Raw genomic sequence first — 15,191 nt, 5'->3', positions numbered from 1 at the left:
AAAGGACAAACGAAAAAAAAAATTACTAAAGAACACTCAATAAACGCTACATCGGTCTTCGGTCATCAGTCTTCCATCACTTTAATCAGAGAAAATAAGACTACTGGTATCATTCCGTACAATCATAAAATATGAAACCAATCCTCCATATCCATACCATCGCAGACTTATACAAATTGTTTGGTTTAGGTCACAGTCAGCATCCCTTAGTAGCGGTATTGGATTTCAGTAAGGTAAGCGAAAAGGTAGCACAGAATGCGATGATTTCGACTAACCTCTACTCCATCATGTTTAAAAATTATTGCAAAAATAATTTCAAATACGGTCGTAAAACCATTGATTTTCAGGATGGCAATCTGATCTGCATCGCTCCCAATCAAGCCATAGAGATCGATAATGAGGTAGAACAAAGAGAAAATATGCTTGGTTGGGGTCTGTTTTTCCACCCAGATTTGATTCGGGCCACCTCGCTGAATGAGAAAATAAAGGACTATAGCTTTTTTTCCTATGAGATCACTGAGGCACTTCACTTGTCCGACAAGGAAAAAAATATTCTGTATGAATGTGTCCAAAAAATAGAAGCAGAACTCAGAGAGAACATTGATGTGCACAGCCAATTTATTATGGTGTCTACCATCGAACTGTTGTTGAATTACTGTTCGCGGTTTTATGGTCGGCAACTCATCACCCGAAGCCACTCGAATAAGAAGGTCATCTCCCAAATCGAGGAGGTCCTAAAGCACTACTTTTCAGTGGATATGATCAAAGAGAAAGGCTTGCCAACTGTCAAATATTTAGCGGAGCAAGTCGCCTTATCACCAAGCTATTTGAGTGACTTGCTCAAAAAGGAAACAGGCAAAAACACGCAAGAACACATTCATTTTTACCTGATTGAAGAAGCGAAAAACAGTCTGATCAATACCGACAAAACGGTCAGTGAAATAGCCTATACCTTAGGATTTGATTACCCGCAATACTTCAACAAACTTTTCAAACAAAAGACCGGTCAAACACCCATGGAGTATAGAAATCTAAATTGAGAATATGGGTATCCGCAATGATGCCTGCAGCCTTATTTTCTTTGCTTATTGGGACCGAAGACCTAAGACCGAAACGCCCCAAGTCTCAATTTGGTACCAATTTTATACTTGTCTCTTCTGCCTAATGGTAAAGTAGCGGATAATCAAAATGAGATTAAGTCTACATTGAGTGAAGCAGTTTTTGAATGAATTGATTGATAAGCTTTGTATTATTTCCCTTGAGTGGGTTCCTTCAAATTAGTTGAAATTCCTAGTGGGAACAGCTGGTCTATACGAAGCTAGGATTCAGTTAGGGGCTAACATCTGGCGAGTTTTCTGCTTCTTTTACGATGACAAGCTCGTTATTCTATAAAACGGTTTTCAGAAGAAAACACAGAACCTGCCTGCCGTCCTCTAGGCAGGAAAACCAAAGAAGGAAATTGAAAGAGCGCTAAAACTAATGTCTGAATATCATAACCAAAAAAGGAAAGAAGATGGAAACTAAAAGCTGGAAAGAAATCAAGAACGAGGTTTACGGAAACAAGGGAACAGAGCGAAGAGACGAACTCGAAAGGGATTTTGAAAGCTTCAAGATCAGTTTGCTTTTAAAGAAAGCCAGAGAAGACAAGCATCTTACGCAGTCCCAACTAGCTGAGCTAGTAGACCGAAAACGTGAATACATTTCAAGGATCGAAAACAACGGAAGCAATCTTACTTTGAAAACGTTCTTCGACATTGTGAAGAAGAGACTAGGTGGAAAGGTCAATATTTCCATCGAACTCTAGTAAAGTACGAGCGGCCATAGAACGCTTTTAAATAGGTTGGAGCGAAGTCCTCTCACTTCTAAATTTTTATGCCAAAGGCTTTGAAGATGCTACCGACCCGCATTTATTCAAGTCATACAATTCGACCAATCTACTATTTTTCAGATCTCTTTGGTCAGGTTCAAGCTGACATTTAGACTATGAAACATAAGTTGATTTCAACCCAATCAAATACGATTCTCCACATGGGTAAAATTTGTGCGCTGAGGCTACTATTTGCCGATTATCATACCTTTTAGCGACCAAAGAATTTCCAATACGTCCTTCTTGGTTTGCGCATCCTTTCCGTGCTTGTCGAGTACCAAGAAAATATCATCCATGGTCTCCATATATTCTGAGGCACTGATGTTCATGCCCCTGTGGGTTGTCTCCATATCTCTCCCAGCGTACACCTGCGGACCACCACTTCCCGTGATGAAAAAATTAACGGTGTGCAACTTGACCTTTGCTAAGTTTTCCGGTTGCTCCAAATAAGGAGTGAAACGTGCAGCAATTGCTGGATTGTTCATGTGAGCTTCGACTACATCGTCCACAATTTTGACAATTCCTGCTTCTGCACCTAGTCGTTCAAATAATGATTCGGTCATAATATGGTTATTTTGGCTATTTCTAGCAATGAATTAGGTTAACCAAATTTATTCTTAATCACATAGAGTTACTCCCACATTCGGTCCAAAAGCATGTAATATTAGACCAAACCTTCTTCCAAAAGGCGGATATCTAAACATCTACCGCCCTTGTACTCGGTTGGCGGTACTCCATATCTCTTAGCAAAGCGCCTTGAAAAATAGGACGGGCTAGAAAACCCACATAAAAAGGCCGCCTCAGAAGTCGTATTCATACCCCCTTTTAATAACTCCAGCGACTTATCTAATCTGAATTTATTGAGGTAGAGATTTGGAGAATCACCCGAAAGACCTACCATGCTTCTATAAAACTGAGATTTACTGAATCCTAGACTTCTAGCGATACGTTCTATTCTTAATTCTGGCTCCCCGTAATTAGCATCCAAGTGATCCGAAAGTTGATTTAAAAAGACCAACTCAGCGGCGGAAAATAATTTAAACGCCTGCTTGTTGAAGGTCAAATCAGCTAGTTCGTCGTGGTACATTTTGTGTACCGTAGCCGAAACTGAAATGTTGGATCGAAGGTTAGCAAGCCTTTTTGACGTTTTTATAGTCTCTTCGAAAATAAACTTGCTATTCGAAACAGGGTTACCTGCATCCAATCCTATGGCGCATTTCAGATACGAATATTCATTTCCAAGCGTATCTAAGGCCGATTCTGCACAAGCAACGGCATCTTTGACATTCGCAAAAGATGCGAGTATTTCATAACTATCCTGATTCACAAGATTCCCACTATGACTTGCCACCAATCTTCCAATTTGTCTCTTATATTCCTGAGCGACAGATGACAGTTGGCTAGGCTGCTGCTGATCAAGGTGGTCGAAAAATAATTTTGCTGCGAAAAGCGTACGAAATCCAGGCTCATTAATCACTTTCAGCTCAGACCCTTTTAATCCTTTTGGATCTTCTATTCTACCCAGAAAAGACTCAACCAGATTAGCGTCAACTTCAATAATGGAATGAGGAACCTCACCATGGGCGTGTGCATGCATTCTATGAACCGAATCGGCATTGGGAGCCTCTACCAAACAAAAGGCTGTTTTACGCTGGTCATCAAACCAATAAGTTAGCCCACGACAGTTAAATTCATCTTGAACCTTGAGATCTTCTTGGTGTAAATGAGCCACATTTTCAGCGGTTACTTCCGCCGAAACATCGTGACGATCCATATAAATAGGCATCTCTTTTAAGTAATGTTACCATGCAATTAACTGAAAATATTGGTTAAGACATTAGAAACCAGCATTTTTCCCTGCTCGGACCGAAACATCTGCTATCCCTAACCAGAAATTTTATCTACGTTTTAAGCTAAGACCCTACACCTCAAAAGAAGCCAATCAAACTTTTCGAACGAGCCAAGCTGATCAGGTATAAAAGACTTTTTCAAACCAATCGTCCGCAGACTGAATTGGATACTCCTCCCAAAAACCCATTTTGCCTTATATTTTGAATTATACTCTACAATTATTCACAATCACATCAGTAGCCTTATTTCCTAAGTAAATCTAACCGCATGGTGTTATTTCAGTCCAAAATAGATCCGAAGGATTGAAACCATCCATAGCCGGGGGTAAAGCTAATGGAACAAAAAAGAAGCCCTGAAAGGGCGAAACTTCACAGTTTCGCCCTTTCAGGGCTCTAGGGTAGGATTTTTGTTCTCTTCCCTGCACTGCGTACAGGGTTATGAAAAGTTTGGCTCCTTCGGAGCTGCTCAAAGATGGGGTTTGAGGTTTTATACTGGCTTCATTTCAATACTAGTTTAATTGCCCCTAAACACATAATAAACTATCTTAAACCCTCAATATCTCACCCTCTATGAAATTCACCAAACAGACCCTACTTTTTCTCCTTTTCCTAGTGACTGGAAGTTACAATCTGCTCGCCCAAGTCAAACCTATTTTTGAAAACGGGGAAGCCCAAATCGTCTCGGAGCTGAAAGATTCTGCCAACTGGATCCGTGCTGATCTCTGGGTGGAAACTGAGTTTGATACGGATGGTGATGGCAAAATGGATCGGATGCATGTGGATGTAACCCGACCGCAGCAAACCGAAACGGAAGGACTCAAGCTTCCTGTGGTCTATGCCAGCAGTCCTTATTATGCAGGTACCGCAGGAAATGCGCCCCTCTTTTGGGAGGTAAAGCATGAACTAGGCGCTGCAGCTCCCCCAAGAAATACATTTGAAGTGGTACGCACAGGAAAGCGGCCGATCATATCCAATGACGAAATTATGCTGTGGGTACCTCGTGGCTACATTGTGGTTCACTCCTCCTCTCCCGGTACCGGACTTTCGCAGGGATCACCCACCGTCGGTGGAGATAATGAATCCTTGGCACCAAAGGCAGTGATCGAATGGCTGACCGGGAAAGACAATGGCTATACCACGCCGGACGGAAATGAAAAAGTGATGGCATTTTGGTCCACCGGGAAAGTGGGAATGACAGGAACTTCCTACAATGGTACGCTCCCATTGGCAGCAGCAACTACCGGTGTAAAAGGCCTTGAAGCCATTATTCCCATCGCTCCCAATACCTCCTATTACCACTATTACCGATCCAATGGACTGGTTCGCTCACCGGGAGGATACTTGGGCGAGGACATTGATGTCTTGTATGATTTCATCCATAGTGGGGATGAGTCCAAAAGAGCCTATAACAACAAGACGGTTCGCGATACCGAAATGGCGCAAGGCATGGATCGAGCAACTGGCGACTACAATGACTTCTGGGCTGGCCGTGACTACCTCAATGATATGGGCCCGATGAAAGCAGCATTGCTGATGTCGCATGGCTTCAACGACTGGAACGTGATGCCCGAGCACAGCTATCGGATTTATGATGCGGCTCGCGCCAAAGGGATTCCTGCCAAAATCTATTACCATCAAAACGGTCATGGCGGGCCGCCTCCATTCGCTATGATGAATCGCTGGTTTACCCGCTATCTGCATGGGGTGGAAAACGGTGTGGAGCAGGAGCCAAAAGCTTGGATAGTCCGGGAGCAGGACGAGCGCAGCAATCCAACTCCTTATGAAGATTTCCCGAATCCTGAAGCTTCGGATGTGAACTTCTACCTCAAAGCCGGAGCTCCGGCAGCAGGTACGATGGGACTTGAGAAAACAAATTCCGGTCAACAGGAAACTTTGGTAGATAACTATTCCTTTCCAGGATCAGCCTTGGCGCAGGCAGATTATACGGAACATCGATTGATCTACCTCAGTCCAGTGCTTACTGAGCCAATTCATATTTCAGGAATTCCCAAGATAACGGTGAAAATGGCATCGAATAAACCTGCGGCCAACCTTTCGGTTTGGTTGGTTTCCTTGCCTTGGACCGAAGGAAGAAATGCAAAAATCACCGACAACATCATCACCCGAGGTTGGGCAGATCCACAAAACCACGGTTCCATCCGCAAAGGAGAACCTCTTTTGCCGGGTAAGTTTTACGAGGTAACATTCGACTTGCAGCCGGACGATCAGATCATCCCAGCAGGTCAGCAGATTGGATTGTTGATATTCTCCTCAGACGCGGAATATACGCTATTACCCAAGCCAGGGACAGAACTGACCATTGATCTGGATGGAACGGTCCTGACACTTCCGATCGTGGGTGGGAAAGGGGCGGTGGAGAAGTGCATGAGGTAAAAAAGGTGAATATTCTGCGAAATATACCCTGTACAGGGTATTGTGGGGGAAGGGGGAATTGGGGTTATTGTGGTTAGAGAATATCCTAAAGTATTTTCGTTAAGCACACTTATTTGGATTCCCTACGAAGGCAGGTGCAGAAGTTCCGACGTTGTATGCCAAGCGAAAAAGAAACTCAATGCTCATTTGGCACTTTACAAAGCCTAACTAACCCAAAAATAAATCTTTGCAAAAGAGCCAAATCTCCTCTATCCCGATAATCCCAATATTTGCCAGTATTTTAATTTACTGGCATTTTTTTGATTTCTAATATTCGCCAGAATTTCGTAGTTTTGGTATAAATTAGATTTGATATGCCAAAGATCATAGAGAATAGGTTGATTGAAGAATTTAAAGACAGAGAGCATTTTACTCGGGAAGAACTATTTGAATTCTATCGCTATTTTGAACCTGATCTTAAAGCGGGAACTTTCGGATGGAGAATCTATGACCTCAAGGACAAAAACATTATTAGACCGCTCAAGAGAGGCCTCTATGTAATTTCATATAAGCCAAAGTACAAACCGGAAATATCACCAGACCTTATTAAGCTCGCAAAGCGAATCACAGATAAATTTGAGGACGCCAAACACTGCATTTGGGAAACCGAATGGCTCAATGAATTTTCACAACACCAAGCTAGCAGAAGAATTATCCTGATTGAAATAGAAAAGGATTTCGTAGAATCCTTGTATTACGAACTGAAGGACTCATCAAGAAACGAGCTTTACCTGAATCCAGATGATAAAGCCATCAATTTTTATATAGCTGAAAGCGACTGTCCCGTGATTATAAAGAAATTAATCACACGCTCCCCTATTGCGAGAAGAACAGAGAAAAGAGTAGAGTTTTATACTCCGTTACTAGAGAAGATTCTAGTCGACATCTATGCTGAAGAGAAACTTTTCTATTATCTACAAAGCTCTGAATTGATGCACATATACGAAAATGCCATAAGCAACTATACCATCAATTTCACCAAACTCTTCAGCTACGCAAAACGAAGGGAAAAAGAGCAAGACATCAAGCAGTTCATGGCGAACCACATGTACCACCTCGTTAAAGACATTATTGAATGATAAAGAAACATTGCTTTACAGATGAATGGTTAGAAGCTTTTAAGAGACAAAAAACCACAAGAGAATTGACAAAATCATTTTAGAAAAGATGATTTACGCGTTGCATTTGCTTGAGCGGTTGAAAAGCAATGGACTTGATTTTGTTTTCAAAGGGGGGACCAGTTTGGTCCTTTTATTGGAAACAGGAAATCGATTCTCCATTGATATCGACATTATCAGTAAAACTGATCGAAAAGAACTCGAACGCATTTTGCAAGAGGTTGTTGACTCTTCCAATTTCACTGCTGTTGAACTGGACGAACATCGCAGCTATATGACCGGAGTACCCAAAGCACATTATAAATTCAAATTTGATTCTAACAAGCAAGGTTCCGGTACCATTCTATTAGATATTCTCATCAAGGATTCGATCTATCCAGAATTGATTGAAAAGCCTGTAATAACTAAATGGATTCAAACTGATATGGAGACCATGGTCTCCATGCCAAGCATTGATTCAATTACTGGAGATAAACTCACTGCATTTGCTCCGAATACTATTGGCATCCCTTACTTCAAGGGCAAAGACAACCAGCCGTTCTCCATGGAGATTTGTAAACAACTTTTCGATCTGAGCCAACTCTTCGAGAAGATTCATAACATGGAGGTGATGGCAGCCAGTTTTCATGTATTTGCTAAACATGAAATAGCTTACCGGAAAAATGGAAATACGGAAACAGAACTTACTCCGGAAAATGTACTACAAGACACGATTGATACCTGTATCATTTTGGCTAAGCGTGATCGGGGCAATGATAACGAAAAAGCCAAACTCAAAGAATTGCAAAAAGGGATTATCGCTTTTGGTACCGGTTTTTTAATGGCCGGGAATTTCAGGATTGATGATGCGGTACCTGCATCTGCCCGAATTGCTTATCTGGCCGCAAAAATCATGGTGAATGATCTTTCACCGATCACCTATTATAAAGACCAGGACATTAAAGATTTTATTATCGAAGATCAAGATTGGAACTTCCTGATGCGCCTGAAAAAACAGCCTGATAAATCTTCTTTCTTTTATTGGTTTAAAACGGTTACACTTTTAACAGCTAATAAGAATAACCATGGGAATGAATGAATAAGAAACAAGATATCACTTAATTGACCCTGTTCTTAGGATGAAAGGTTACGATGATATCAAATGGTTAAAATGCGAAATACCTGCACCAGTAGAGCCTACTAGCCCAAAGGAAAGAAGGAAAAAAGGAAGTGGAAGAAGCGACTACCCCCTTTGTGTGCAGATTGGCAAGATGCAAAAACTGCTTCCCGAGGCTGGGCAGATCCACAAAACCACGCCTCCATCCGCAAAGGAGGACCGGTAGTACCTGGTAAGTTCTACGAGATAACATTCGACTTGCAGCCCGACGATCAGATCATCCCAGCAGGGCAGCAGATTGGGTTAATGATCTTCTCCTCAGACGCGGAGTACACACTTCTACCTAAGCCAGGCACAAAACTGACCGTCGATCTGGATGGAACTGTATTGACCCTTCCGATCGTGGGCGGGAAGGGGCTGGTGGGGAAGGCTGTGAAGTAAATAAAGTAGCGGATTCTATGAAATATACCCTGAATAGGGTATAGGAGGGGAAGGGTTTAGTTGGGATATTGGGGATCATAAAAAAAGGATAAAACTGTATCTATTGTTCCGAAACAGAAAAGTAAAGACGGATTTACCTTGACAATAAACAAGTTACCAGGTATACTAAGTGAATGCATGATTAACCAACAAATAACATTAGCCTATCCTGATTTCCACGGAAAAAAATCTGAGATAGACTTGGACGCGCTTTTTGATGGGACCAGCCAAATGTATGGCGCAAGTTTGATGGAAATTATGAATGCAAATGAAAGCGTTTATAATGGTACAGAAAAGCTGATCACGTATCTGAGGGAACAATGGTTCTCAGGGGATAATGCACAGTATTATCTGGATATGGAAAATCGGATTCGTGAATTTGCAAAGAGATTTCCTAATGCTGAAATGATTATTTTCAATCCACCAAGTTCGCTGTCATTTTTAGAGCATTTGCTTAAATACCTTGAGTCAAAAGAAGGAGAACCAGAAAACCGTCGGTCAAATGCGCAAATGGAACGCAACCTGCTCAACGCGTATTTAATTATTAATGAACGTTTTAACCGGTCAAAAAATGGTATTGAAGAACTAAGAAAAACCGACCCGAATGAAGAAGTATATTGGCTGTCCCTCTACAAACCATTTCAATACGCCGATTTAATAAATCGCGATCTAAGAGAGTTATATTTAATTGAAATTTATAAAGGCATACTGTTTTTTGAGTTCCTTGAATATAATCCACAAACCAAACCTATTTTACAATTATTTATACAAAAATACGGTTGTCAAAATTGGAAAGATTATCTGAAGGCGTCTACGGGGCTAGCAGCAAATACTATTGACAGCGTGGTGGGACGAGGTAATAACTTCGTTGAGATAGACCATGCCTTCCCATTCTATGCAACGTGTATCAGAATTTTAGACACCATTTCCATACCACTGGAGTCTGTAGCTTTGCAAGAAGATTACTTATTTCTACGAAACCATCCAATTATTCGTACTGATGAAAATAAATTCCAAGTTGTATATCGTCGTTTTCTTATTGAAAAAATCTTCCGCGCCTTATATTTTGAAATGAGCAAACTTGGTCATGATAGCAATATCATGAACCGGGATACTTTCAGAACACTCATATATACGTCAGGATATTCAGAGCAGAATATATTGTACTCCGTATTGGATCGGATTTTTGATAAGGCAGCATTACGAATCTATGGTGATACGATGGAAAAAATAGATGCTCAATTTGGGGCAAGTGATTATATCACCTATGAGAACGGCAACATATTCATTTTTGAATCTAAGGACATTCTAATTAAGAAAGAAGTAAAAGAAAAGCTCTATATTCCGGACCTACGCGTGGAGTTCAGAAAGAAGTTTTATAAAGACGGCACCGGTGAAAAGGCTGTCCTGCAACTGGCGAGAAATGTTAAGAAATTACTGAACGGTGAATACGAAAAATTTGGGTTTGTTTACGACAAGTTTCGTTTCATTTATCCCGTAATAGTCGTTCACTCGGATGCGTTTACGATCTTAGGTATCAACCAGCTTTTGAAAATGTGGTTCAAAGAGGCTTGCAATGAAGTAGGAATTGACCGAAAAGATATGTACAAAGTAAAGCCGGTAGTATTGATAGACAGTAATACTTTACTGTATTTCCAAGATCGAATCGGCAGTAAAGGAACTTTATTTAATCAACTGATAGATGGCTACCTATGGAAAACCCTGATTAAGCAAGGAGAAAAAAATAAACCACGCGACGTCACCGATTACCAATCAAGGTACTTGATTCCTTTTGCCTATTACGTCGAAAATACGATCAAAACAATAAAGCCAGTAAAATCGCCAGAAGCAATGCGTAAAAAGATCAAACAAATCCTACTTTCCTAAGAATAGTCATAAAATCAAAACTTATTAAAAATATTGTAATTGAAACGCTAACAAGAAAAAAATGAATTTCCAAAAAGAAAAAATGGCTTTCTGAAAATATAGAAAAGGAAAACTTTTTAGAACCATATTACGAAATAGCAAACGACATCTTTTATAAATCGGCAGAAGAATATGTTAAGCCGAAAAATAAATCTAAAAACAGTTTATTTAAATTACGAGTTTATGACAAAGATTACATCAGACCTCAAATTGAAAAGTATTTAAACAAACAAGAAGAAGCACAGCAGGTAACAACTAGGTTTTCGTTGCGTGCGTAGCACGAACAATTAGCCCCCTTTTTCTTCCCCTTTGATTGTATTCACATAATTGTTAGGACTAGGTGCGATGTGCAATTCCACTCAATCAAAATTATTATTTCACTAAAATTATTTAAATCTGACTTATACAATAGTTTCTCGAACTAACATATGAAAAGCATAAAAATATATAATAATGATGACAAATATTTTATAAGAATATTCCCCCCACAAGACGTAATTAATGTCAATCCCATAGAATATTTTAGAAATCATGAAATTGAAAAAAGAAAGATATTGTACAGAGATATTTTAGAATTAAAAATTCCAGGTTCAAGTCAAATACTTTCGGAAGATTTTTTCTATAGAGAAGCACTGAATGGAATTGATGAGTTTTTAGAACAATTCAATGATTTATCAATTCATGAAAATTTTATTAAACTTTTAGAGACTGAGCGAAAAAAAGATCAAATTGTATTGTTGAAGGGACTAACATTAAACCCTAGTCAATTACACACTCTTTTGATAGAATCATTCAAGCAAGAAGGATATCTCCTAACTAGAATTTTTTCAGAGATATTACCTTCTACTTATGACAATAAGAAATTACCCAAATTTTTTGAATTAAACGAAGACGGATCAGTTTATAAAATCGGCGATACTGATTTATCAGATGGGGAATTGAAAAATATTATTACTCAAAGAAAAGTTATCATCTCAAACTTCTTGACAAAAGGAAATACTTGGCATTGCTTTTTTAGCACAATGAAAGGTATTTCTGGTGAAGAAAATTACAAAGGAGGACAGGCTCACTTTCATTATATTTCAAGCGCATTTGGCATATCAAAAGAAGAGTTTATTCAAAGTATAAAAACAGGTAAATATAAGTCGTCAAATATCCATATTGATCTTTTTGGTTATAGAGAAAAATAAAGACCTTCTCTGGGAGTAGAATGCCAGCCAAGCCCCATCTGGGAGTAGTATGCTAACCTAAGCGTAGTTTGTAACTACGCTTTTATATCATTAAGAATTTGTAATTCGGGCGATAAGATTTATTTTCATTCTATGGGAGAGGCCTATCAAATCAAAGATCAAGAAATGCCTTACTTTTTGGTTCTACCCCGAATTTAATGGAATAGCTATATTTGAAAAAAAAGATGTTTACGGAGAATTTTTTCACAAGAATACTAGATTTAGAAGATGGATGGGCAGTCGAATCTGTTGACACAGATTTTTCTAAAGAGGAAATTTCTATCCATATAGTCTGTTTGTCGGAGCAGTTAGAAGATACCCAGACTGGTGAACTCTGCAAAATTTACGATCACGCACCGGCACGTAAATGGAGGCACTTGGACACGATGCAATACAAAACTTATATCAAGTGTGAACTGCCTCGCATTATTACTTCTGAGGGTAAAGTAAAGACTGTTCAGCCCAACTGGGCCTCTGGGTACGAGCGTCATACCTTCCTGTTTGAGCATGCGGTAATAGACTTGCTCAAGGCGAGTAAAAATCAAACCAAAACAGCTCAAATTATGCGCTGTGGGTTCAATGTGGTAAATCGAATCATGCACCTGAGCACAAAAAGGGGAATGGGTAGAAGAAACTACACCAAGCTGATATTTGATCAATTGAGTATAGATGAAAAGTCCTTTAAGAAGGGTCATCAGTACATCACTGTCCTGAGTCATCCCGGGTCTGGTTGTGTACTTGATGTGGAAGAAGACCGAACTAAGGAGGCTTGTAAGTCACTATTTAATAGAACATTAACGGAAACCCAGCTTGGGCAGGTAACCACAATCAGTATGGACATGTGGCCGGCTTATATCAATTCAGCGCAGGAGCTGCTTCCCAATGCTGCGATCACGCACGATCGGTTTCATCTGATCATGTACCTCAATAAGGCTATCGATCAAGTGCGTCGACGAGAAGTAAAGCACCACGACGAGCTGAAAAATACCCGCTTTACCCTGCTGAAGAATCCTGAAAACTTCACCGAAAAACAGCGTATTAAATATGAAGCAATAGCCGATGCGAACTACGAGGTTAGCAAGGCTTGGCAAGTACGCGAAAACTTTAAGGATCTGTTCAGTTGCGGAAAGCTTTTCGCCTGGACACTATATAATAAATGGACTGCCGACTCGAAGAGGAAAAATATAAAGGAAATAGACAAAGTAGTAGAGACATTTAACAACCATATTTCCGGAGTGGTAAATGCATTGATAATGAATCTGAGCAATGCAATGGCTGAACGGCTAAATGGTAAAATTCAAGAGCTCAAAACAGTAGGGAAAGGCTATCGAACCTTCGCCAACTTTAGAAGCGCAATACTGTTTTTCCATGGTGGTTTAGATCTATATCCCCACTAACTTAAGGGTAGAACCTACTTTTTGACTTTCCAAGTGGTAGGATGGGCAGACGTTTTTACCAGAAAATCATACCGAGATTTTATTCTAGAAAACTTGACCTATTGCAGAAAAGAAAAAGGTTTGTATCTGTATGGCTATGTGATTATGAGCAACCACATCCATTTGGTAGTTCAACAGAAAGATGGAAAATTATCTGACTGGGTTCGGGATTTCAAAAAGTTTACCAGTAAGAAACTTCTGAAAATGATTCTTGAAAATCCTCAAGAAAGCAGAAAGGAATGGTTAAAAATGATCTTTGAATACCAAGCCAAATTCAATAAGCGAGTTGGCGATATGCAATTTTGGACGCATGAAAACCATGCAATTGAGCTAACTCGACCAGATATAATCGAAAGCAGGATGAAGTATATTCATGATAATCCTATAAGAGCTAGAATCGTCGAATAGGAGGAAGATTATTTGTATTCCAGTGCAAGAAACTATTCTGGACTAAAAGGCTTAATTGAAGTGGATTACTGGTAGTAACCTACTAATCCAATTGCAAATTGGTAAGGATATTAGGGTGAAGTTACAAACTTCACCCAGCCACCGCCCCGTCTGGCGTAGAGCGCTAGCCTAAGCGTAGTCCCGACAGCTGTACGGGGAAACAGACTCAACCTTTGACAATTTCCACTTCCATTCCTAAAAATTCTCCCAAGGTATCCGAAAAACGTTGCGCTTCCCAGATCTCCAGATCTAGACTTTCTTCCCCGAATAGCTTGATGGTCAGCTTATCGGCTGAAGGGATGCAATAGACATTTTCCACCCATTGATTTTTGGTTTTATCCAAACCTACTGCGACCCTCAAAATCCCTGAAAGTCCTTTGACCAATCTTCGTAAATTCTTATCAAGCTTTTTGAATTTTTTGTGACGTTTTTTTGGACCGGATTTCCTGTGGTATCTGGAGAGATGGGCTAGTATGGTCAGTTCATCATTGTTGAAGCCCCTAAGCCTTCCCTTCAAAATCAAATACCTGGAATGCTTATGGAAATCCTTAAAATTCACAAATTGACCGATATCATAGATCAGGCTTGCATGGTGGAGCAACTCCCGGCTTGAATCCTCCAGGCCGTGCAGGGCCTTCAGTTGGTCAAAAAGCTGAAGCGCTAACTTCGAGATATGCTTTTTCTCGGCGATATCCGTATCATAGCGCAAGGCCATCATCAGCGAACTGCTTTCACGGACATCTTTACCCTGCTCCAGGCGGTCTAGTTTCTGACCATTTTTCTCAAGATAGTCCATGATTAATCCGTCTCTCAAGGAAGCATCCGAAAGGGTGATTTCATCCACCTTGGACATTTTCAACAATTCCAAAAGCAAAAGTCCACCCAGATGGATGGCATCTACGCGGTTGGCACTGATGCCGGGAATAGCTGCTCTTTTCCCAGGCTCAAGTTCCAAGAGCTTATCGATGATTTTTTCCAGATCTTTTATTTTGACCACCTCAGCATTGACGGAACTGATAATGGTTTTATTAGTTAGGGCCAAAGCTGCCTCTCCCAAGGTCCGGATGGTACCTGAAGTGCCTACTACCTTGGAAAACCCCACCTGAGAAGCTTTTGGGATAATTTTACCGGCAATTGAACGGATATGTTCTTTGAGGTCTTTTTGCTGTTTTCCGTCCAGGGGATCCTGATTTCCTACCAGATCCAATAGTCTCAGGACACCAAGTTTCATACTGCTCATGAATAGTACTTCTTCCCGATTTCCTACCACTGCCTCAGTACTTCCACCGCCGATATCAAGGACCATCGT

Annotated in this window: 12 protein-coding genes and 1 pseudogene; 10 read left to right on the top strand and 3 right to left on the bottom strand. The window is 40.3% G+C overall.

Annotation, left to right across the window (positions count from 1 at the left end; all coding sequences use genetic code 11):
- The first annotated feature begins 131 nt into the window (after positions 1-131).
- Both BVH04_RS20120 and BVH04_RS20110 read left to right on the top strand, forming a co-directional pair.
- Positions 132-1,040: a helix-turn-helix domain-containing protein gene (locus tag BVH04_RS20120; protein WP_086543264.1), complete on the top strand. Its 909-nt coding sequence runs from the start codon at positions 132-134 to the stop codon at positions 1,038-1,040.
- Positions 1,041-1,513: 473 nt separating this feature from the next.
- Positions 1,514-1,804 (top strand): helix-turn-helix transcriptional regulator, encoded by a 291-nt coding sequence (locus BVH04_RS20110; protein ID WP_086543263.1) that lies wholly within the window; start codon positions 1,514-1,516, stop codon positions 1,802-1,804.
- A gap of 251 nt (positions 1,805-2,055) precedes the next feature.
- Here BVH04_RS20110 and BVH04_RS20105 read toward each other — a convergent pair whose 3' ends face one another.
- Complete coding sequence (locus tag BVH04_RS20105; protein WP_086543262.1) at positions 2,056-2,430, bottom strand: group I truncated hemoglobin; 375 nt, start codon at positions 2,428-2,430, stop codon at positions 2,056-2,058.
- 101 nt (positions 2,431-2,531) lie between these two features.
- A complete protein-coding gene (locus BVH04_RS20100; protein ID WP_169714471.1) occupies positions 2,532-3,641 on the bottom strand; it encodes a nickel-binding protein in 1,110 nt (369 codons plus the stop codon).
- 646 nt (positions 3,642-4,287) lie between these two features.
- Between BVH04_RS20100 and BVH04_RS20095 the strand changes: the two genes are divergently transcribed.
- From BVH04_RS20095 to BVH04_RS20055, 8 genes and pseudogenes are all read left to right on the top strand, one after another.
- On the top strand, positions 4,288-6,111 hold the full coding sequence (locus BVH04_RS20095) for a Xaa-Pro dipeptidyl-peptidase (protein WP_086543260.1): 1,824 nt from the start codon (positions 4,288-4,290) through the stop codon (positions 6,109-6,111).
- 353 nt (positions 6,112-6,464) lie between these two features.
- Entirely contained in the window at positions 6,465-7,229 is a 765-nt protein-coding gene (locus BVH04_RS20090; RefSeq protein WP_086543259.1) for a DUF6577 family protein, read from the top strand.
- 88 nt (positions 7,230-7,317) lie between these two features.
- Entirely contained in the window at positions 7,318-8,346 is a 1,029-nt protein-coding gene (locus tag BVH04_RS20085) for a nucleotidyl transferase AbiEii/AbiGii toxin family protein (protein ID WP_205635891.1), read from the top strand.
- 153 nt (positions 8,347-8,499) lie between these two features.
- Complete coding sequence (locus BVH04_RS20075; RefSeq protein WP_086543258.1) at positions 8,500-8,805, top strand: CocE/NonD family hydrolase C-terminal non-catalytic domain-containing protein; 306 nt, start codon at positions 8,500-8,502, stop codon at positions 8,803-8,805.
- 177 nt (positions 8,806-8,982) lie between these two features.
- The gene (locus BVH04_RS20070; protein ID WP_086543257.1) at positions 8,983-10,731 is read left to right on the top strand and encodes a hypothetical protein; all 1,749 of its coding nucleotides are present in this window, start codon (positions 8,983-8,985) and stop codon (positions 10,729-10,731) included.
- A 467-nt stretch (positions 10,732-11,198) separates the two neighbouring features.
- A complete protein-coding gene (locus tag BVH04_RS20065) occupies positions 11,199-11,960 on the top strand; it encodes a hypothetical protein (protein WP_086543256.1) in 762 nt (253 codons plus the stop codon).
- Between the two features lie 224 nt (positions 11,961-12,184).
- Positions 12,185-13,396, top strand: a complete 1,212-nt coding sequence (locus BVH04_RS20060) for an ISL3 family transposase (RefSeq protein ID WP_086543255.1) — start codon at positions 12,185-12,187, stop codon at positions 13,394-13,396.
- A gap of 15 nt (positions 13,397-13,411) precedes the next feature.
- Positions 13,412-13,843 (top strand): annotated as a pseudogene (locus BVH04_RS20055) (transposase); the annotation flags it as partial.
- Positions 13,844-14,048: 205 nt separating this feature from the next.
- Here BVH04_RS20055 and BVH04_RS20050 read toward each other — a convergent pair.
- Positions 14,049-15,191: Ppx/GppA phosphatase family protein (locus BVH04_RS20050; RefSeq protein WP_140160628.1), on the bottom strand; the 1,143-nt coding region annotated here is incomplete at its 5' end.

Origin of the sequence: Algoriphagus antarcticus (genome assembly GCF_002150685.1) — a bacterium.
Lineage (GTDB): Bacteria > Bacteroidota > Bacteroidia > Cytophagales > Cyclobacteriaceae > Algoriphagus > Algoriphagus antarcticus.
This window is presented reverse-complemented; position numbering and strand designations above follow the sequence as displayed.